At 68.2% G+C, this 19297-nt stretch carries 20 protein-coding genes; 8 read left to right on the top strand and 12 right to left on the bottom strand.

The genetic code is table 11. From position 1 onward, the window contains the following. Both EEY80_RS14590 and EEY80_RS14585 read left to right on the top strand, forming a co-directional pair. Nucleotides 1–729 carry a hypothetical protein gene (locus EEY80_RS14590; RefSeq protein WP_126977601.1) on the top strand — a complete coding sequence of 243 codons (729 nt, stop codon included), beginning with the start codon at nucleotides 1–3 and terminating at the stop codon, nucleotides 727–729. 12 nt (nucleotides 730–741) lie between these two features. Beyond that, the gene (locus tag EEY80_RS14585) at nucleotides 742–1599 is read left to right on the top strand and encodes a hypothetical protein (RefSeq protein WP_126977599.1); all 858 of its coding nucleotides are present in this window, start codon (nucleotides 742–744) and stop codon (nucleotides 1597–1599) included. Between the two features lie 142 nt (nucleotides 1600–1741). Here EEY80_RS14585 and EEY80_RS14580 read toward each other — a convergent pair whose 3' ends face one another. The 5 genes from EEY80_RS14580 to EEY80_RS14560 form a co-directional block, all read right to left on the bottom strand. After that, nucleotides 1742–2818 (bottom strand): ABC transporter ATP-binding protein, encoded by a 1077-nt coding sequence (locus tag EEY80_RS14580; RefSeq protein WP_126977645.1) that lies wholly within the window; start codon nucleotides 2816–2818, stop codon nucleotides 1742–1744. A 62-nt stretch (nucleotides 2819–2880) separates the two neighbouring features. After that, the gene (locus tag EEY80_RS14575; RefSeq protein WP_126977597.1) at nucleotides 2881–3690 is read right to left on the bottom strand and encodes an ABC transporter permease; all 810 of its coding nucleotides are present in this window, start codon (nucleotides 3688–3690) and stop codon (nucleotides 2881–2883) included. 49 nt (nucleotides 3691–3739) lie between these two features. Beyond that, nucleotides 3740–4633 (bottom strand): ABC transporter permease, encoded by an 894-nt coding sequence (locus EEY80_RS14570; protein WP_126977595.1) that lies wholly within the window; start codon nucleotides 4631–4633, stop codon nucleotides 3740–3742. 124 nt (nucleotides 4634–4757) lie between these two features. Next, nucleotides 4758–5279: a hypothetical protein gene (locus tag EEY80_RS14565; RefSeq protein ID WP_126977593.1), complete on the bottom strand. Its 522-nt coding sequence runs from the start codon at nucleotides 5277–5279 to the stop codon at nucleotides 4758–4760. 2 nt (nucleotides 5280–5281) lie between these two features. Further along, nucleotides 5282–6706 carry an aminotransferase-like domain-containing protein gene (locus tag EEY80_RS14560; RefSeq protein WP_126977591.1) on the bottom strand — a complete coding sequence of 475 codons (1425 nt, stop codon included), beginning with the start codon at nucleotides 6704–6706 and terminating at the stop codon, nucleotides 5282–5284. A gap of 85 nt (nucleotides 6707–6791) precedes the next feature. On the opposite strand from EEY80_RS14560, the gene EEY80_RS14555 reads away from it, so the two are divergent. After that, nucleotides 6792–7004 carry a DUF1127 domain-containing protein gene (locus EEY80_RS14555; protein WP_235829859.1) on the top strand — a complete coding sequence of 71 codons (213 nt, stop codon included), beginning with the start codon at nucleotides 6792–6794 and terminating at the stop codon, nucleotides 7002–7004. Nucleotides 7005–7128: 124 nt separating this feature from the next. On the opposite strand, the gene EEY80_RS14550 is transcribed toward EEY80_RS14555, so the two are convergent. Then, nucleotides 7129–7758 carry a lytic transglycosylase domain-containing protein gene (locus tag EEY80_RS14550; RefSeq protein ID WP_407920738.1) on the bottom strand — a complete coding sequence of 210 codons (630 nt, stop codon included), beginning with the start codon at nucleotides 7756–7758 and terminating at the stop codon, nucleotides 7129–7131. Nucleotides 7759–8008: 250 nt separating this feature from the next. On the opposite strand from EEY80_RS14550, the gene ssb reads away from it, so the two are divergent. Then, the gene (ssb, locus tag EEY80_RS14545) at nucleotides 8009–8542 is read left to right on the top strand and encodes a single-stranded DNA-binding protein (RefSeq protein WP_126977587.1); all 534 of its coding nucleotides are present in this window, start codon (nucleotides 8009–8011) and stop codon (nucleotides 8540–8542) included. A gap of 7 nt (nucleotides 8543–8549) precedes the next feature. On the opposite strand, the gene EEY80_RS14540 is transcribed toward ssb, so the two are convergent. Both EEY80_RS14540 and EEY80_RS14535 read right to left on the bottom strand, forming a co-directional pair. Further along, the gene (locus EEY80_RS14540; protein ID WP_164738268.1) at nucleotides 8550–9272 is read right to left on the bottom strand and encodes a phosphotransferase; all 723 of its coding nucleotides are present in this window, start codon (nucleotides 9270–9272) and stop codon (nucleotides 8550–8552) included. 26 nt (nucleotides 9273–9298) lie between these two features. Then, a complete protein-coding gene (locus EEY80_RS14535; protein ID WP_126977583.1) occupies nucleotides 9299–10477 on the bottom strand; it encodes an NAD(P)/FAD-dependent oxidoreductase in 1179 nt (392 codons plus the stop codon). Between the two features lie 237 nt (nucleotides 10478–10714). Between EEY80_RS14535 and EEY80_RS14530 the strand changes: the two genes are divergently transcribed. Beyond that, nucleotides 10715–11482: a helix-turn-helix transcriptional regulator gene (locus EEY80_RS14530; RefSeq protein WP_126977641.1), complete on the top strand. Its 768-nt coding sequence runs from the start codon at nucleotides 10715–10717 to the stop codon at nucleotides 11480–11482. A gap of 463 nt (nucleotides 11483–11945) precedes the next feature. Here the strand turns inward: EEY80_RS14530 and tsf are convergent, their stop codons facing one another. From tsf to EEY80_RS14515, 3 genes are all read right to left on the bottom strand, one after another. Continuing rightward, nucleotides 11946–12854, bottom strand: coding sequence for a translation elongation factor Ts (gene tsf / locus EEY80_RS14525; RefSeq protein ID WP_126977581.1), 909 nt, complete (start codon nucleotides 12852–12854; stop codon nucleotides 11946–11948). A gap of 148 nt (nucleotides 12855–13002) precedes the next feature. Then, on the bottom strand, nucleotides 13003–13770 hold the full coding sequence (rpsB, locus tag EEY80_RS14520) for a 30S ribosomal protein S2 (protein ID WP_126977579.1): 768 nt from the start codon (nucleotides 13768–13770) through the stop codon (nucleotides 13003–13005). Between the two features lie 216 nt (nucleotides 13771–13986). Beyond that, on the bottom strand, nucleotides 13987–15552 hold the full coding sequence (locus EEY80_RS14515) for an NAD(P)H-hydrate dehydratase (protein WP_126977639.1): 1566 nt from the start codon (nucleotides 15550–15552) through the stop codon (nucleotides 13987–13989). 204 nt (nucleotides 15553–15756) lie between these two features. On the opposite strand from EEY80_RS14515, the gene EEY80_RS14510 reads away from it, so the two are divergent. The 3 genes from EEY80_RS14510 (at nucleotide 15757) to EEY80_RS14500 (ending at nucleotide 18624) form a co-directional block, all read left to right on the top strand. Next, nucleotides 15757–16095, top strand: coding sequence for a P-II family nitrogen regulator (locus EEY80_RS14510; protein WP_126977577.1), 339 nt, complete (start codon nucleotides 15757–15759; stop codon nucleotides 16093–16095). Between the two features lie 69 nt (nucleotides 16096–16164). Next, a complete protein-coding gene (gene glnA, locus EEY80_RS14505; protein ID WP_126977575.1) occupies nucleotides 16165–17571 on the top strand; it encodes a type I glutamate--ammonia ligase in 1407 nt (468 codons plus the stop codon). A 216-nt stretch (nucleotides 17572–17787) separates the two neighbouring features. Further along, nucleotides 17788–18624 (top strand): hypothetical protein, encoded by an 837-nt coding sequence (locus EEY80_RS14500; protein WP_126977573.1) that lies wholly within the window; start codon nucleotides 17788–17790, stop codon nucleotides 18622–18624. A 124-nt stretch (nucleotides 18625–18748) separates the two neighbouring features. On the opposite strand, the gene EEY80_RS14495 is transcribed toward EEY80_RS14500, so the two are convergent. Then, nucleotides 18749–19210 carry an Lrp/AsnC family transcriptional regulator gene (locus tag EEY80_RS14495; RefSeq protein WP_126977571.1) on the bottom strand — a complete coding sequence of 154 codons (462 nt, stop codon included), beginning with the start codon at nucleotides 19208–19210 and terminating at the stop codon, nucleotides 18749–18751. Nucleotides 19211–19297 lie beyond the last annotated feature (87 nt).

The following is a 19297-nucleotide window of genomic DNA, read 5'->3' as shown; positions in this document are numbered from 1 at the left end:
ATGCTGATTGAACAGCTTCCCGCAGGCGCTGTCGCCGCGGCGATTTTTCTCGCTCCCGGATTGCACGGGGCAGGTCGACTGGACGCAATGGACGAAGCCATTCCCGAAGTGGCAGCGCCCTTCTCGCACGCGCCGAGCTTCAAGATATCTGTAAGTGACATTCAGGCGCTCGCGCTTCGCCAAGAGTACTTGGAAGGCAGTACGGCTCTGAACCTACCAGTGTCCTTTTCTATGAAGGACGAAGGTTATTTCGCGAACCAGACCCCTGCCGAACTGGTCAACGAACTCCGGCGGGTTTCTGGGCTGACGTGGGCGCAGGTTGCGGAGGTCTTCGGGGTTTCTAAGCGCACACCGTACCATTGGTCATCAGGTGAAACGGTATCCGCTGAAAACCATGAGCGTTTGGGCAGGGTCGTAGCTGTCCTTAGGTTTATCGACAAAGGGTCTGCGGAAGAAAACCGGAATCTGCTTCTGGGGCATACACGTTTTGGACAAACCTACTTGGAATTGCTGCGCAGCGGTGAATACGAGCTTGTCCGCGATCTGGCCGGGAAAGGTGCGGGGCGGCCGTCCTTCGACCGCGTGTTGACGCAGGAGGCTGAAAAACTCAATGCTTCAACACATTGGGGGAAGGCCATCGTAGCAGCGGACGGAATGGATGAAACAGAGATCTTACCGCTCAATCAGCCGAAGCTTCGGCGCGCAAAAGCGCGTCGGGGCAAGGTATAAAGGACGTGCCGGTTGCCCGAGGAAAAATCGGAGAGCGACAAAGATCTTCTGGTTCGCCTTGCTGAATGGCAGCAAGGCGATTTCTCTCTTAATTGCGGTGACTTCCTCTTTCGCGACATATCCGAGCGGACAGAAGATGGCGAAGATGACGGAGGAGCCGTCTTTGACTCCGAAGTAGTCGGTTTTGCCGTCGTTTCGCAGACTTGCGAAGTGGTTCGCGAACCAGCGCGCGTTCCGCACGTATCAGTCTGCTCAATGGTCACCGTCGATGCGAAACGCATTGAGGACATCGAGCGTGGTCAAGCGCCTCGTTACGGTTTTCTGTCGGCAGCGCCGGAAGGCGCAGTTGTCGATTTCTCTCGCACCATGAGCGTAACCAAGAAGCTTCTTGTAACTTGGAAGCGCCATCGAGGATGTAAAGACGAGCAACAACAGCTCGAATTTGCATCGGCGCTCGAAACTTACTTTGGCCGTTTCGCTTTCCCAGACGACTTCGTCGCGTCGGTCGCGTCATTGCGCAGGGCGATCCTATCGAAGCACCCGAAAGGCGAGTCAGACTTGGGAAAAGCGGTGCGCTCAATACGTGAGTTGCGCGTGTATCCTCATGCAAGGTGGTCAAACAAAGACTCTATCCCAATCACTTTCATCGCAATTCTTGACGACGAGGAAAAACGCGAACTGGCGGATCGCGACGAGATCAAGAGGCATATTTCGCCGAAAATCAACGGCATCAGATGGATAGCTCCGTTCTCTTTGTCCGAGATCGGTCTCCGATTGGCGACGTTGAGCGACCTGACTGCTGCCGACTATCTGAACTCATACCCTCTTGACGTAAACTCGCTGTCGTTCGCGCGACGGAACATCACGTAAATCTTCGTTTCGAGGTCAGCGATGCTGCGCGCTCTCTGTTCGGAAATCTGCCGTTCGCAGCGCCTAGTCCGAACTGCCGGTTTGGGCCGAATCCAGCCCCCCGCCACACCAACCCCGCCCGCCCGCTTCGGACCGCCCCCCCTCACCGGAACAGCACCAGCGCCCCCGGGCTCCAGGCGACGCGGGTGCGGGTGCGGATGTCCAGCACCGGCCGGCCGAAGACGTTGCGCATGGAAATGCGCACGGGCCGGTCCACCCCGTCCAGCTTCACGTCGTAATAGGTCATGTCGCCGTAATAGACGACCTCCTCGATGGTGCCGGGGGTTTCGCGGTCGGTGGCGGTCTGGCCGTCATAGAGGATCGTCAGCGTTTCCGGGCGGAAGCCCACCTCGGCCGCGCCGCCGGTCAGCGCGCCGGGGGCCTGGCCCGCGTCGATCTCGCAGGGGCCGAGGCCCTGCACGTCGATGGCAATGCGCCCCGCCGCCTCGGAGGTGACGGTGGCGGGCAGGAAGTTCATCACCCCGATGAAATCCGCCACCTGCCGCGTCGCCGGGCGGCGGTACAGCATCTCGGGGTCGGCGAGCTGCGCGATCTGGCCCTCGAACATCACCGCGATCCGGTCGGACATGACCAGCGCCTCTTCCTGGTCATGGGTGACGAGGATGAAGGTGATGCCCACCTGCCGCTGCAGCCGGATCAGCTCGACCTGCATCTGTTCGCGCATCTTCTTGTCGAGCGCCGACAGCGGTTCGTCCAGCAGCAGCACCTTGGGCTTCAGGATCAGCGCCCGGGCCAGCGCCACCCGCTGCCGCTGCCCGCCGGACAGGGCATGGGCGGCGCGGGCGCCATAGCCCTTCAGCCCCACCATCTCCAGCGCCTCGTCCACCCGCCGGGCCTTTTCCGCCGCGGTCCCGCCCTCGCGGCGCAGGCCGAAGCCCACGTTCTGTGCCACGGTCAGATGCGGGAAGATCGCATAGGACTGGAACACCATGTTGGTGGGCCGCACATTCGCCGGCACCCCCTGCATGTCCTTGCCGTCGATCAGCACCGCGCCCGAGGAGATGCCCTCGAACCCGGCGATGGTGCGCAGGAGCGTGGTCTTGCCGCAGCCCGAGGGCCCGAGCAGCGAGAAGAACTCCCCCGCCCGGATCGTCGCGGTGATCCCACGCAGGGCGTGATAGTCGCCGTAATATTTGTGGACGTCGCGGAACTCGATCATCGTCGGGCGCGGCGTCGCGGCGAGCGTTGCGGCGGGGGCCGCCAGAGGGTTGGGGGCGAGCGTCACAGGAAACCTCCGGTATCCTTGCCGCCGACCTTGGCGATGCCGCGGCGGCGGAAATATTCGGCGATGGTCAGCAGCACCACCGACACGGCCACGAGGATCGTGCCGAGCGCGAGGATCGAGGGGATCTGCTTGGGGAAGCGCAGCTGCGAGTAGATATAGACCGGTAGCGTCGGTTCCGCCCCGGCGAGGAAGAAGGCGATGATGAACTCGTCCATCGAGATGGTGAAGGAGATCAGCAGCGCCGAGACGATCCCTGGCATCACCAGCGGCAGGGTGATCAGCCGGAAGGTGGACCAGCGGCTTTCGCCGAGGTCGTAGGCCGCCTCTTCCAGCGAGCGGTCGAGGCTCTGGAACGCGGCCGAGAGGATGGCGATGGCGAAGGGCATGCAGATCAGCGTGTGCCCGAGGATCACCGACCAGACGGCAAGGTTCAGCCCCATGCCCAGAAGGACCATCAGCAGCGACATCGCCACGATGATTTCCGGCAGGACCAGCGGCAGCATGATCAGCCCCATGATCGGACCCTTGCCGGCGAAGTCGTAGCGGCTGGACGCGCGGGCGGCGAACAGGCCGAGCGTGGTGGCGAGGATCGAGGAGGAGACCGCGATGATCAGCGAGTTCCTCAGCGCGTCGAACAGCGTCGGCAGCTGCGCAAGCTGGCCGAACCATTTGGTGGTGAAGCCCGACAGCGGGAAGGCCACGATGGTCGCGTCGTTCAGCGCGAAGACCGGCAGCAGCAGGATCGGCGCGTAGAGGAAGACCAGATAGAGGATGGCATAGAGTCTCAGCCCGCGACCGTCCGTCATCCGCGGCCCCCCTTTCCGTCACGCAGCCCGTTCCTGTCGCGGGACTCGCTCATTTCTTCACCTTCAGGAAGCGGGCGTTCAGCGCCACGAAGGCCAGCGCCACCACCGTCACCACCAGCATCGCCACCACCGCCAGCGCCGAGCCGAGCGGCCGGTTGTCGAGGTCCAGCATCCGGCTCTGGATCAGGTTGGCCACCATCGGGATCTTGCCGCCGCCGATGATCTGCGGGGTGACATAGTCGCCCACGGTCGGGATCAGCACGATCAGCACCGCCGCCACCACCCCCGGCATCGCCAGCGGCAGCGTCACCCGCAGGAAGGTCATCGCCTTCGATTCCCCCAGATCCTGACCCGCCTCCAGCAGCGAGCGGTCGATCTTTTCCAGCGCGACGAAGATCGGCAGGATCGCGAAGGGCGCATAGGCATGGGCCAGCGTGATGACGATGGCGTTGACGTTGTAGAGGATGAAGGTCAGCGGCTCGTCGATGATGCCGAGCGTCGTCAGCCCGGAATTGATCACGCCGTTATAGCCGAGGATCACCTTCCACAGGAACACCCGGATCAGGTAGCTGGTCCAGAACGGGATGGTGATCAGGAACAGCCACAGCGACTTGCGCTGCGGCGCGACGTGGAACGACACGTAGTAGGCGACCGGAAAGGCGAGGATCACCGTGACCGCGGTGACGAGGATCGACACCGACAACGACCGGATCATCACCGCGCGATACAGCGGTTCGGTCAGCGTGGCGATGTAATTGTCCAGCGTGAAGTCCCAGACGATCCGGGTCTGGGTGTCGCCATCGGTCAGGAAGGAATAGAGCAGGATGGTGGCCAGCGGCGCGGCCAGCAGCAGCAGCGCATAGAGGGCCGTGGGACTGACGAGCGCGAGGCCCGCGAAGGACTCGGATCGGCGGAACCGCCCCCACCAGCCTTGGTCTTCCATGCCCGCCTTCCCCGTCCGCGCCAGTCTCGGTGCCCCGATGGTGCGCCTGTCCCGTACCTTCAGTTTGCACAGGTCTTTCACGGATGGAAGCGGGCAAGCGCGGGGGGCGGCGCGGTTTTTGCGGTCAGAACCGGCAGATGCCCGCGATTTGGGCAAAGCCCTCTGCCGCCTCGGGCGGTCCGGTCAGCAGGCTCAGCACCCCCGGGGGCAGCCCCGCCCGGCGCAGGCGGTCGGCCAGCGCCACCAGCCCCGGCGACAGCGGCGCGGGGCGCAGCAGCACCACCGCAGCCCCCGCGGCCATCATCCGGGTCAGCCGGCGCGGACCGGCCCGGCCGACGACCAGAACCGGCTCCGGCTCGGCCCCCGGCTGCCATGCGTCGGGCAGCGCCTGCCCCAGCCCCAGCAGCACCGCGCGGCCCTCGCCGCCGCGCGCCCGCCAGCCCGCCCCCGCCGCGCGGGCGGCGGCCAGCGCCCGGGCCAGATCCGCCGGCCCCGCCAGCACCATCGGCCCCTCGCCCATCCGCACCGACAGCGGCGCGCGCCAGTCCCCGGCGACGAAATGCGTCAGCCGCCGCTCTGCCGCATCCTCGTCGATGCCGGTTGCGGGACCGGGTGCCCGGGCGGGAGGATGGCGACCGTCGGTCACCGCTAGACCGGCAGGTCGCCGGGCGGATTGGCCAGCAGCCGCGCCAGCCGGTCCAGCGCCCGGGCGAAGCGATCCTCGGGCACGCCCGCCGCCACCGCGATCCGCACCGCGTTCGGCGCGTGATGATCCTGCAGCGCATATTCGTCGGCCGAGCGGATCAGCACGCCCGCACCCTCGGCCTCGCGCGCGAAGGTCGAGGCCCGCCAGCCGGTGGGCAGCCGCAGCCACAGGAAGGACAGGCCCGGCTGCCAGGACAGGTCGTACAGCCCGAGCGCCGAGACCGCCATCGCCAGCCGGCGCGCATAGACCGCGTTCACCTTGTCGCGCAGCTCCGCCGCCCGGCCCGAGACCAGCAGGTCGGTCACGATGTCCGTCAGCGGCCGCGCCATGCCGAAGAAGCCGTGCTGCGCCGTCAGCCGCCCCGCCTCGCCCATGCCGCGCGGGGTGATGATGCAGCCCACCCGCAGCCCGGCCGAGACGGATTTCGACAGGCTCGACACATGCCAGACCCGTTCCGGCGCCAGCGCCCGCAGCGCCGGATCGGCATTGCCCGGCACCGAATAGCAGTCGTCCTCGATGATCTGCAGGTCATGGGCGCGGGCGACGGCCACGATCTCGTCCCGCCGGGACAGCGGCATCCGCACCGAGGTCGGGTTCTGCGCCTCGGGCGTGATGAAGACGATGCGCCCGCCGTGACGGCGGCAGGCGGCGTCGAGCGCGTCGGGCCGCAGCCCCTGCGCATCGAGCGCGACGGGCACCACCTCGGCCCGGCTCAGCCGCGCCGCGTGGCGAAAGCCGGGATAGGCCAGTTCCTCGGCAAAGACCACGGGCCGGTCGCCCCGCAGGCAACATTGCAGCACGATGTTCATCGCCGATTGTCCGCCATGTGCGGGTACAATCTCGTCGGCATCGAAACGCCCGAGGTCGCGGGGGCCGAGCCAGTCCACCAATGCCTCGCGCAGCGGGCGGTCGCGGCGCAGCGAGGGATATTCCAGCCAGTCCTGCCCGATCTCGCCCGCCGTCATCCGCGCGGCGACCCGGGCCATGCTGTCGGCCAGCGCGGCGCTTTGCCCGACATCGGGCAGTTGCGGCGACCGCAGGTCCACCGGCCCCCGCCCCGAGGCATCGGGTTCGGGCCGTTCCACATGCAGCGACTGGCTGGGACCCAGCCGGGGCTGGCGGGCCGAGACGAAGGTGCCGCGCCCCACCGCCGCCTGCAGCAGCCCCTCGTCGGTGCCGATCGTATACGCGCGGGCGACGGTGCCTGGCGTCACCCCGATCCGCCAGGCCAGTTCCCGCACCGGCGGCAGCTTCTGCCCCTCGGTCAGCCGGCCCTCGCGCACCGCGTCGCGCAGGGCATGGGCGAGGGCCAGATATTTCGGCCCTTCGGCAGAGGCGAGGTCGGGGCACCAAGTTGTATCTGTCACAATGTTTCTCTGGCAGCGATCCGGGAGCGGGCGTAGGGTACAAACTACCAGACAACATGAATTGTATCAACACAAAGGTGCCATGATGACGACGCTTCCCCTGAACGCCACGCCAGCCGCCACCACCGGCGCGGTGCGCCGCGCGGTCCGGGGCGTGGCGGTCACCATTGCCGACTATCGCCTGCGCCGCGCCACCCGCCTCGCGCTGCGCCGGCTCGACGCCCGCCTGCTGCGCGATATCGGCGTTGCGCCCGACCATGCGGCGCACGAGGCGGAAAAGCCCTTCTGGCGCGCCTGATCCCGGCGGCGCCATCCCTCCCTGACGGTTCGGGTTACCGCCAACCCCTGACGGCAACCCTCTTCCTGGCCGGGCCTTCGCGCCCGGCCTCTTTTCGTCGAGGGGCGCTCAGTCGGGGGGTCGCTCAGCTGCCGAGGATGACCTTCACGTAGTTCAGCGTCTCGACATAGGGCGGCACGCCGCCATGCTTCTGCACCGCCTCCGGCCCCGCATTGTAGGCCGCCAGCGCCAGCTTCCAGTCGCCGAACCGGTCGTACATCAGCCGCAGATAGCGCGCCCCGCCCTCGAGATTGGCGCGCGGGTCGGCCGGATCGACGCCAAGCAGCATCGCCGTCTCGGGCATCAGCTGCGCCAGCCCGAGCGCGCCCTTGGGCGACACCGCCCCCGGGTTCCAGCCCGATTCCTGCTGCACCAGCCGCAGGAACAGATCCTCGGGCACCCGGTGCTTGCGGGCGGCCGCGCGGGCGACGGGCAGGTACTCGCCCTTGTAGGCGCCGGCAAAGCGCGGGATGCCCCGCACCACGCTGTTGGTTTCGGCATCGTAGTTCGGCTGGTAGCGGACCGAGTTTTCGTATTGCTGCGACGCCCGGCCGTCGAGCACCGAAAGCTGGCTGGAAAACAGCGTCATCCGCGACTGGGTCGAGGCGCGGGGGGTCAGGCCCTCTGCCCGGACCGCACCGGGCAGCAGGACGGGAACCGCCGCCACCAGCCCGGCTGCCAGCATCAGGCCACGCGCGGCGCGGGCCGAAGACATGTCCTGCACTGTCTGTCCCTCGTGTTCTGTCGGCGGGACTATAGCAAAAACTCCGCCGCGCGCCAGATCGCCCGGATTCCCCGCCGCGCCGCCCGCACCGCCGGCAGCGAAAGCCCGCCATCGCCCGCCCCCGCCCGCCCCCGCCCTCGCGGCCGGGCGGCGTTTGCCTTCCGTCAACCATCTGTGGTCTAACCGTGGCTCGATACGGGATTCGCCGGAAACGCCGGCGCCGCGCAGCAGGGAGACGGTCATGGCAGGCTCGGTGAATAAGGTCATCATCGTGGGCAATCTCGGGCGCGATCCCGAGGTGCGCAGCTTCCAGAACGGCGGCAAGGTGGTGAACCTGCGCATCGCCACCTCGGAAACCTGGCGCGACCGCAATTCCGGCGAGCGCAAGGAACGGACCGAATGGCATTCGGTCGCGATCTTCTCGGAACCGCTCGGCAAGATCGCCGAGCAGTATCTGCGCAAGGGGTCGAAGGTCTACATCGAGGGCGCGCTGGAAACCCGCAAATGGCAGGACCAGTCTGGCCAGGACCGCTACACGACCGAGATCGTGCTGCGACCCTACCGGGGAGAGCTGACGCTGCTCGACGGTCGCGGCGAAGGCGGCGGCGGATCGGGCGGCGGCTATGGCGGCCCGGATGAGGGCTATGGCGGCGGCGGCGACTACGGCGGCGGCTCGGGCGGCTCCTATGGCGGCGGCGGCCGCTCGGGCGGCGGGTCCGGGTCGGGATCGGGCGGCGGCTCGCGCGGCGACCTCGACGACGAAATCCCGTTCTGAGGGGGGCCTAGCCCGCCCTCAGCCCCCGGGCGAGGCGGCGCGCCCGCGCAGGCTCGACATGCCAGCACACCGCGACCTCCCAGGCGAGGCAGGCCCGGGCCGCCACGGCGTCGTCCGCCTGCATCAATGCGGCGAGGTCGAACAGCGGCGCGTCCCGCCTCGCCTCGTCCCAGTCGATCAGCGCCGGACCGTCGACGGTCATCAGGATATTGCCCGGGCCGAGGTCGCCATGCAGCGCGGTCATCGGCTGCCCCGCCAGCGGCGCCCAGGCCCGCAGGCAGGCCGCGGCCAGATCCCCGGGCATTGCGGGCAGGTCGAGGTCGCCCGCGGCCGTCCGCGGCCCGGCCTCTGCCGCCGCGACGAAGCCCGGACGCTGCGGCAGGGGGCGGGCGTTCCGGTGGAACCGGTCCACCAGCGGCGCGATGCGGGCCAGATCGGCGGCCTCTGCCGGCACCCCGGGCAACCACGGCTCGCAGGTCCAGCCCTCCACCCGCAGATGCCCGGCCGCGCTGGCGATCAGCCCCGGCGCCCGCAGGCCCGCCGCCCGCGCCGCATCCTGCACCGGCCCCAGCCAGCGCAGCGCGGCCTCGTCGCGGCGCGTGGTCTTGAACACCAGATCGCGCCCGCCGCCCTGCCCGCGCAGCACGAGGTTGCGATGCCCGCCCGGCAGCGGCGTCAGCGCCAGCCCCTCGGCGCCCCAGGCGGCAAGCGGCGGCAGATCCCCGGTCACCCGGTCCCCGGTCGCCCGGTCCCCGGTCACACGATCGCCTGTTCCCGCGACCGCGCGCCCGAGGTCAGCCGCGCTGCCGACAGGTCCGACAGGTCGATGCTGACATAGCCGCCGGTCAGCATCAGTTCCGCCACGCCGCGCCCCACCGCGGGCGCCTGTTGCAGCCCGTGGCCGGAAAAGCCGTTCAGCAGGAACATGTTGTCCAGATCCGGATGCCGCCCCACCAGCCCGTTGTGATCCACCGGGTTGAAGTCATAGTGCCCCGCCCAGACCCGCGTCACCCGCGCCTGGTCGAAATCGGGGATGCGCGCCCAGATCCGTTCCCAGATCAGCGCCTCGAACTCGTCCGCCTCGGGGGCGAAATCCTGCGGGTCGCAGGGGCCGTCGCGGTCGGGGACGGTCGCGGTCAGCCATTGCCCGTGTTCGGGCCGCATCCAGTAGCCCGCCGGATCGACGATCAGCGGCGCGTCCGGCTGGCGGACCTTCGGCGCATCGACGACGAAGACGGTGCGCTTGCGCGGCTCGACCGGCAGATCGGCCCCCGCCATCCGCAGCACCGCGCCCGCCGCCGTGCCCGCCGCGCAGGCAAAGCGGTCGGCGGCGATGCGGCTGCCATCCTCCAGCCGGGCAGCGACAATGCGGTCGCCGTCGCGGTCCAGCCCCACCACCCGCCCGCGCAGGAACTGGGCGCCCTGCGCCCGCGCCGCGGCCTTCAGCCCGGTGACGAGGCCCATATTGTCGAACCAGCCCTCGTCGCGCGGACCGAAGCTGCCGGCCTGCAGCCCCGCCACCTCGATCCAGGGAAAGCGCGCGGCGATCTCGGCCGGGGTCAGCACCACGGTCGCGGCGCCGAGGCTGCGCTGCATCGCCGCCAGCGCCTCGAACCGCTCGGCCTCGGCCGCGCTGTCGGCGAGGAACAGATAGCCGTTCTCGCGGAAGCCCAGCGAGGGCACGCCGCCCGCGGGCCCGGTCCAGCGGGCGAAGTCGCGGATGAACTCCACCCCGAACCGGCTGATCGCCACGTTGACGGGTTCCGAGAATTGCTGCCGGATCGAGGCGGCGGAAAGCGCGGTGCAGGACCGGGCATAGCTGGGGTCAGGCTCGATCACCGTGACGGGCAGGCCCGGCTCCATCCGCGTCAGCCAGAAGGCCAGCGACGCCCCCATCGCCGCGCCGCCGATCACCACCACGCCGGTTTCCGTCATGCCCCGTCCCCCGCCTCCCGCGCCGCGCCGCCCGGGTCCCCCGGTGCTAGCAACAGCCGGGCCTCTCCGAAAGGGCTCTCGACATGCGGGAACGGGCATGGCAGGAAATTTCCGGGGACAGGCCGATCGCTGCAACAATCTGGCGCAAGGCGACGTGCCGCATATTTCGCGGCGCAAGGCACCGGCAGGTGCGGACGGCGGTCGGAGCGGTCCCCTTGTGTGGGAACGAGCGTGACGATGATTGACCATCTGGAACAGCTGATGCAGGCCGAGCGGATGGAGGACGTCTGGGCGCTGCATCTGTCGCGGATGGCGGAATACGGTTTCGACCGGCTGATCTATGGCTTCACCCGGTTCCGCACCGCGCATTCCTTCGGCGACCTCGACGACCTGCTGATCCTGTCGAACCACGACAAGGCCTATCTCGACGGCTTCATCCGCGGCGGGCTCTACCTGCAGGCGCCGATGGTCCGCTGGGCCGCCGATCACGAGGGCGCGCAGTCCTGGCGCATCCGCGAGGAGCGCGCGGCCCGGGGCGAGCTGACCGCGGCCGAGCGGCGGGTGATGGAGTTCAACCAGCTCCACGGGGTGGTGGCGGGCTACACGATCAGCTTCCGCGACGTGTCGAGCCGCGCGAAGGGTGCGATCGGGCTTTGCGCGCAGCGCGGGCTGCGGCAGGCCGAGGTCGATGCGATCTGGGCCCGCCACGGGCGCGAGATCCTGCTGCTGAACAACGTCACGCATCTGCGGATCACCGCCATGCCCTACACCACCCTGCGCCGGTCGCTGAGCCCGCGCCAGCGCGAGGCGCTGGAATGGGTGGGGGACGGCAAGACCACCGCCGACATCGCCAAGATCATGGGCCTGACCCCGGCCACGATTGAAAAGCACCTGCGTCTGGCGCGCGAGGCGCTGGAGGTCGACACCACCGCGCAGGCGGTGCTGAAAGCCTCGTTCCAGAACCAGATCTTCGTGCTGGAACATCCGGGCGAGCCCCGCCCCTGACCGGCGGGCGCCCCGGGTAGGCGCGCACGCTTGCGGCAGGGCCATCGGGCTTCAACGGCGGTTGTCAGAAAATTCTTACCGGACGGTAAGGATTTCCGGACTTTCCTTACGCTGCGTAAATGACGAAAGTGCGATCGTTCCGTGAGTGGTGGCTTTTGCCAGGAACAGCGGCCAAGGTTCAGCCCGGGCATTTCCGGGGAGCCTTGCCGCACGTCGTGTGCCGGCCGCGTTTCGGGCCGGCCCGACACCCATCGTGATGCGCGCCCTGTCCTCATCCCCAATGATGCGGCGCGTCCCCGGGGGCGGTGTCGGCTGGACCGGCATCGCCTTCCCGTGTTTCGTCCTCCGCTTTCGCCCTGCCCCGCCCGCGCAGGCGCGCCGGGAAAAGCGAAAGGGCCGGAGGTCTCCCCCCGGCCCGTCGGATCGTCTGGTGAAGGCAAGCCCGAAGATCGGACCCTCCGGATCAGGCGCCGCGGGTCTTGGCGACCTCGGCGGCGAAATCCTCTTTCTCCTTCTCGATGCCCTCGCCCACCATCACCCGGGCATAACCGGTGATGCGGACGCCCGCGTCATTGGCCGCCTGTTCGACGGTCACGTCGGGATTCATCACGAAGGACTGGCCGAGCAGCGTCACTTCCGACAGGAACTTCTTCATCCGGCCCGGGATGATGTTGTTCTGGATCACCGCCTCGGGCTTCGGCTTGGCCGAGGCCGCGTTCTCTTCCAGCGCCTTGGCCGTCTGCACTTCCAGCTCTCGCGCAACGACGGCCGGGTCCAGATCGGCCTCGCCGAGCGCCAGCGGCGCGGTGGCGGCGATGTGCATGGCGAACTGCTTGCCCACTTCGCGGGCCTTGTCGGCGGGACCGGTCAGCGCGACCAGCACGCCGATCTTGCCCATGCCTTCGGCGGCGGCGTTATGGACGTAGGACACGACGGTATCGCCTTCCAGCAGGTGCATCCGGCGGAAGGTCATGTTCTCGCCGATCCGGGCGATGGCATCGGTCAGCACCTGTTCGACGGTCTGGCCGTTCAGGTCGGCGGCTTTCACCACCTCGACCGAGTCGCCGGTTTCCAGCGCCACCCGGGTCACGTCGCGCACGAGGCCCTGGAATTCCTCGTTCTTCGCTACGAAGTCGGTTTCCGAGTTGATCTCGACCGCGACGCCGCGGCCATCGGTCACCATCACGCCCACCAGACCTTCGGCGGCCACGCGGTCGGCCTTCTTCGCGGCCTTTGCCAGACCCTTGGTGCGCAGCCAGTCCACCGCGGCATCCATGTTGCCGTCGGTTTCGGTCAGCGCCTTCTTGGCGTCCATCATGCCCGCGCCGGTCGATTCGCGCAGTTCCTTCACCATCTGGGCGGTGATTGCCATGTCCGGCTCTCCTCGATTGTGCGATATGGCCGGGAAGCCGGCCTTCCTTCGGAAGTCAGGCGGGGAGTATCCCCGCCCGATGACAGTTCCGTAACAGTGGGGACGGGCCGGCCCTGCCCGGAGGCAAGGCCGCGGCCCCGGCCCGGCCTCAGGCGCCGGCGCCTTCGGCCAGTTCCTCTTCCGGCGCCACATCCTCGAGCGCGCCGAGGTCCACGCCGGCCGCGCCCATCTGGGCGGTCATGCCGTCGAGCGCGGCCCGGGCGACCAGATCGCAATAAAGCGCGATGGCGCGGGCGGCGTCGTCATTGCCGGGGATCACATAGTCCACGCCCTTGGGCGAGCAGTTGGTGTCGACCACGGCCACGACCGGGATGCCCAGCTTCTGCGCCTCGAGGATGGCGAGATCTTCCTTGTTCACGTCGATGACGAACAGCAGGTCCGGCAGGCCGCCCATGTCGCGGATCCCGCCCAGCGAGGCCTGCAGCTTGGCCTGCTCGCGTTCGGTGTTCAGCCGTTCCTTCTTGGTCAGGCCTTCCGCGCCCGACGCCATGACCTCGTCGATCTGCTTCAGACGGGCGATCGACTGCGACACGGTCTTCCAGTTGGTCAGCGTGCCGCCGAGCCAGCGGTGGTTCATGTAGTATTGCGCCGATTTCTCGGCGGCCTCGGCGATGGCCTTCGAGGCCTGACGCTTGGTGCCGACGAAGAGGATGCGGCCGCCCCTGGCGACGGTATCGCGGATCACCTGCAGGGCCGCGTCCAGCATCGGGACCGTCTGGGTCAGGTCGATGATGTGGATGCCGTTGCGGTCGCCGTAGATGTATTCGGCCATCCGCGGGTTCCAGCGCTGAGTCTGGTGACCGTAATGCACGCCAGCTTCCAAGAGCTGACGCATGGAGAAGTCGGGAAGCGCCATGGTCGTTCCTTTCCGGTTTGCGCCTCGGCAGGGGATTCAGGCTTGCGCCCAACCGGCGGACCCTCGGGGATGTTTCCCCCTCGGGCCCAGCCCCTGCCTGTGAAGTGCCGCGCCATTACGCCATGCGCGGGGCTTTGGCAAGGGGAATGGCGGGTCGCGGGGTGTCGCGACCCGCACCTTCGCAGGATATCTGGGTCGGGTGCAGGGGGGGCGGAGTCAGAACCCGAGATCGCGGAAGACGCCCGGCAGCGCCTCGGGCAGATCCTCGGCGATCAGGCCGGGGCCGAAGCGGCGCGCGGCCTCCACATGCAGCCAGGCGGCGGTTTCGGCGGCGGCGGATGGATCGAAGCCCCGCGCGAGCAGCCCGGCGATGAAGCCCGCCAGCACATCCCCTGCCCCGGCAGTGGCCAGCCAGGGTGCGGCGCGGTCATAGGCGGCAGCGTTGATCGCGGCCCGTCCTTCAGGGGTGGCGATCACGGTGTCGGGACCCTTGTAAAGAACGGTGCAGCCGGCGCGGGCCGCGGCCTCGCGGGTGGCATCGACCTTGGACCAGGCGGGGCCGGCGGTGGCGGGGGCGGCGAGGCGGTCGGCGATGTCGGGGAAGAGCCGCGCGAATTCGCCGCCATGCGGGGTGATGACGCAAGCCCCGTGGAGCATGGCGAACAGGTTCGGGTCGGCGGCCAGCGCGGTCAGCGCATCGGCGTCGAGGACGGTTTTCCGCTTCGCCTCGAGCGCGACGGGGATCAGCGCCGCCGCCCTCTCGATGCCGAGCCCGGGACCGAGGCACAGCGCGTTGACGCGGGCATCCTCCAGCAGCTCGGCCAGCGCCGCGGCCTCGCTCTCGCCCCGCAGCGGGCGCAGCATGATCGCGTCGAGCCGCGCGGCATTCTCGATCAGCGCGGCGGGCGGGCAGGCGAGGGTTACCAGCCCCGCCCCGATCCGGAGCGCACCGCGGGCGGCAAGCCGGGCCGCCCCGCCCCGGCCCGGGCCGCCGGACAGGATGAGGGCGTGGCCGTGATGGTATTTGTGGCCGGATGCCTTGCAAACGGCCCCCGAAACCGAGGCCTCCTCGACCCTGGCCTGCCGCGAGGGCAGCCCCGGCTCGCGCCCCCGCCCGATATCCGCGACCACCAGCTTGCCGCAGGCGACGGGCCCCTCTGCCAGAACATGTCCCAGTTTCGGCGCGTGGAAGGTGACGGTCAGATTGGCCGAGGCCGCCCCGCGCCCGCCATGCGACGGGTTCAGCGTCTTGCCGCTGTCGGCGTCGATCCCGCTGGGCAGATCGACCGCGACGACGCGGGGCACGTCGAACGCGGACGAGACCCTCCGGACCGGATCGGCAGAGATGTCGGCGGCATCGCCGAGGTTGGACAGCACCTGCGTCAGATCGTCGAGGGGTCGCGTCAGTCCCGTGCCGAACAGCGCGTCGACGGCCAGATCGGCGCCGTGCCAGCCCCTCCGCCGGTCGAAATCCACAAGAACGTCTCCGACCTTTTCACCCCACCGCTCGTAATTCACCCGGGCATCCGGCGGCAGCCGCGCCGGGTCGCCATAGAGGAACACCTCCACCCTCCACCCCCGGTCGCGCAGCAGCCGCGCCACGACGAAGCCGTCGCCGCCGTTGTTGCCCGGACCGCACAGCACCACGGCACTCTGCGGGCCGGCCGCCAGTGCCGGCCATTCCGCCAGCACCGCCGCGACCACGCCCTGCCCGGCCCGCTCCATCATCTCCAGCCCGGAGGTGACGCCAGAGGCAATCGCCGCCTGCTCGATGGCGCGCATTTGGGCAGAGGTCAGGATTTGATGCTGTTTCACCGGCAATCCGTTCTCAATTCGCACAATCCGTAGGCGACATGATCATTTCCTGATCGCGACCCGCGAAAAGCTGCCGGGGCGTCCGGCAGGGCCAGCCTAGCCAATTGTGAGCCCCGGACGAAAGTGGTCTGACACGGTCCGAAGGGCGAGAGGCAGAGGGAGTCGTCGCGGATGAAGAAGATCGAGGCGATCATCAAGCCGTTCAAGCTGGACGAGGTGAAAGAGGCCCTGCAGGAGGCCGGCGTCCAGGGGCTGTCGGTGATCGAGGTCAAGGGGTTCGGCCGCCAGAAGGGCCATACCGAACTCTATCGCGGCGCCGAATATGTGGTCGATTTCCTGCCGAAGGTGAAGATCGAGGTCGTGCTGGCCGATGACATGGTCGAGGCGGCGGTGGAGGCAATCATCTCGGCCGCGCGCACCGACAAGATCGGCGACGGCAAGATCTTCGTCTCGCCCGTCGAACAGGCCATCCGCATCCGCACCGGCGAGACCGGCGACGACGCCGTCTGATCGCCCCAGAATTCCGGGCCGGACCAGAGGGACGCGGCCCCAATGCTCTCAACGAAGGGAAGAAGTCACATGAGCATCAAAGACGCCCTGAAGCTGATGAAGGACGAGGAGGTCGAATATGTCGACATCCGCTTCACCGACCCGCGCGGCAAACTGCAGCACGTGACGCTGGTCGCCGATCTGGTCGACGAGGACTTCTTCGAGGAAGGCTTCATGTTCGACGGCTCGTCCATCGCCGGCTGGAAGTCGATCGACCAGTCCGACATGAAGCTGATCCCGGATGCGACCTCGGTCTATATCGACCCGTTCTACGCGGAAAAGACGATGTGCGTGCATTGCACCGTCGTCGAGCCGGACACCGGCGAATCCTACAGCCGCGACCCGCGCGGGACCGCGCTGAAGGCCGAGGCCTATCTGAAATCCTCGGGCATCGGCGACGCGGCCTATTTCGGCCCCGAGGCCGAATTCTTCATCTTCGACGACGTCCGCTATTCGGTGACGCCGGCGAAAGTGTCCTACCAGATCGACGCCGACGCCGCCGCCTGGAACACCGACACCGACTATGAGGGCGGCAACCTCGCCCATCGCGCCGGCCACAAGGGCGGCTACTTCCCGGTTAACCCGGTGGACGAGGCGCAGGACCTGCGCGGCGAGATGCTGTCGACCATGAAGCGCATGGGCATGAAGGTCGACAAGCACCACCACGAAGTGGCGACCTGCCAGCACGAACTGGGCCTGATCTTCGGGGGGCTGACCGAACAGGCCGACAACATCCTGAAATACAAGTACGTCATCCAGAACGTCGCGGCCGCCTATGGCAAGACCGTGACCTTCATGCCGAAGCCGATGAAGGGCGACAACGGATCCGGCATGCATGTGAACATGTCGATCTGGAAGGACGGCAAGCCGCTGTTCGCGGGCGACCAGTATGCCGACCTGTCGATGGAGGCGCTGTATTTCATCGGCGGCATCCTGAAACATGCCAAGGCGCTGAACGCGCTGACCAACCCCTCGACCAACAGCTACAAGCGGCTGATCCCGGGCTTCGAGGCGCCGGTGCTGCGCGCCTATTCCGCCCGCAACCGGTCGGGCTGCGTCCGCATTCCGTGGACGGAATCGCCCAAGGCCAAGCGCGTCGAGGCCCGCTTCCCCGACCCGACCGCGAACCCCTACCTCGCCTTCGCGGCGCTGCTGATGGCCGGCCTCGACGGGATCAAGAACAAGATCCATCCCGGCCCGGCCTCGGACAAGGACCTCTACGACCTGCCGCCGGAAGAGCTGGCGGAAATCCCGACGGTCTGCGGCTCGCTGCGCGAGGCGCTGGAATCGCTCGAGGCGGATCACGAGTTCCTGCTGGCCGGCGACGTCTTCACCAAGGACCAGCTCGAAGGCTACATGGCGCTGAAGTGGGAAGAGGTCTACGCCTACGAACACACGCCGCATCCGGTCGAATACCAGATGTACTACTCGGCCTGATCCCGCCGGGAATCAGTCGCCACAGGGCCCCGCGCAGCCGCGCGGGGCCTTTGCTTTGCACGCTGCGGTTGCGCGGTTGACGCAGGGTTACCGTGCAGATAGTGGCGACAATGCGGTGGCCGCGCGTCTTTGTGCGCGACTTTTCCTCAATCCTTCCGAATTCGCGGCCCATTCCACCGTCACCCTGCCAGGTACAGAAACAGGAGAAGACGGACGATGCATCACGCATCCGCAACAGTCGTCGCCGCCCTGCTGTACCGAGAACCGATGGTGGGTGAATTCGAGCGGCTGGTGGAACAATTCGATCGGGCCTTCCGGGACCGGCCGCGGACCGATTACCGGCATCTGCGCCCCTATGACGATTTCGCGCTGTTCGCCATCGACGGCGCGCGCATCTCGCTGGCCCATTGCGCCGATCCGATGCTGCAGGCGGCCGCCGCGCCCGGGCCGGACCGCGCGCGGTCCGCGCTGGTGATCGCGGTCAGCTTCGGCATCGCCGAGGGCCTGCCCGTGGTGCTGGCCGAACGGCGCGAGGCGCTGTGCCGGTCGCTGGTCGAGAAGGTGCAGGCGGTGTTCCCCGCCGACGAGGTGCTGTGGAGCGAGACCGGCGGCGCCTTCGGCCCGGACGAATTCGACGATGTGGTGCGCGAACTGTGCCGCGAGGCGCAGGAGGCGCCGGCGGCAGAGGACGCCATCGCCCGGGCCGAGGCTGCCCGCCAGCGCGCGGCCGCACGGCGCAACGCGGCGGCGCAGGTGGTGGCCAACGACCTGCCCGACCTGCCCCATCCCATGCGGGACGAGGCCGCGCGCATCCGTCAGGCGCTCTATGCCGATCCGGCGGCGGCCAATCCCAACCTGCCGCAGCGTCTGACGCTCTACGCGATGGACATGGCGTTGGTGGTGGCGGTGCTGCCGGTGGGTCTGGCGCTGCTGACCTACAACGCCTTCGGCAAGGAAGACCTGCGCCTGACCGCGCGGGCGATGTCGCTGACGGGGATCGGCTTCGCCTTTGCCGGCTCGCCGCTGGCGCAGACGGTGGGCGCCTATTTCTGACGGGCGGGCCGCGGCCCTGCCCCAGCGTTCCGGCCGCGGTTGCCTCCGGCGGTCGGTCCCGGCGGCGCGGGGATGTTGCCCCCGCGCCGCTGGTCCTTAGGGGGGCCGCCCCGACAGAACCCCGCTACAGCGGCAGCAGCGTCGTCGACTTGATCTCTTCCATCGACAGCAGCGCCGTGACGTTGTGGATCTTCACCTCGGCGATCAGCGCCTGATAGAACTGGTCATAGGCGCGGGCATTCCGCACCCGCACCTTCAGGATATAGTCGATATCGCCGGCCAGCCGGTGCGCCTCCTGCACCTCGGGCCGGGCGCGCAGCGTGGTCAGGAACCGCCTTTGCCAGTCGGCCTCATGCTCGCTGGTGCGGATCAGCACGAAGAAGCAGGCCTCCAGCCCCAGGGCCTCGGCATCCAGCAGCATGGTCTGCCGGCCGATCACACCGGCCTCGCGCAGCTTGCGGATGCGGTTCCAGACCGGGGTCTTGGAACTGCCGACCTTGCGCGCGATCTCGTCCAGCGACTGGCCCGCATCCTCCTGCAGTTCGGCAAGAATTTTCCGGTCCATCTCGTCGATGCGGACTGACATTCGCATTTCTCCGGTTTTGGCGAACGTGCGGTCTTCTGCGGCGCAGAATTGGAACGAACGTCCTTATTGATGGCGGCTTCTGGCGTC

The sequence above is a fragment of the Frigidibacter oleivorans genome, assembly GCF_003993775.1.
In the GTDB taxonomy this organism is placed as follows: domain Bacteria; phylum Pseudomonadota; class Alphaproteobacteria; order Rhodobacterales; family Rhodobacteraceae; genus Frigidibacter; species Frigidibacter oleivorans.
The sequence above is the reverse complement of the archived record's forward strand: the minus strand, read 5'-3'. Positions and strand labels throughout refer to the sequence as shown.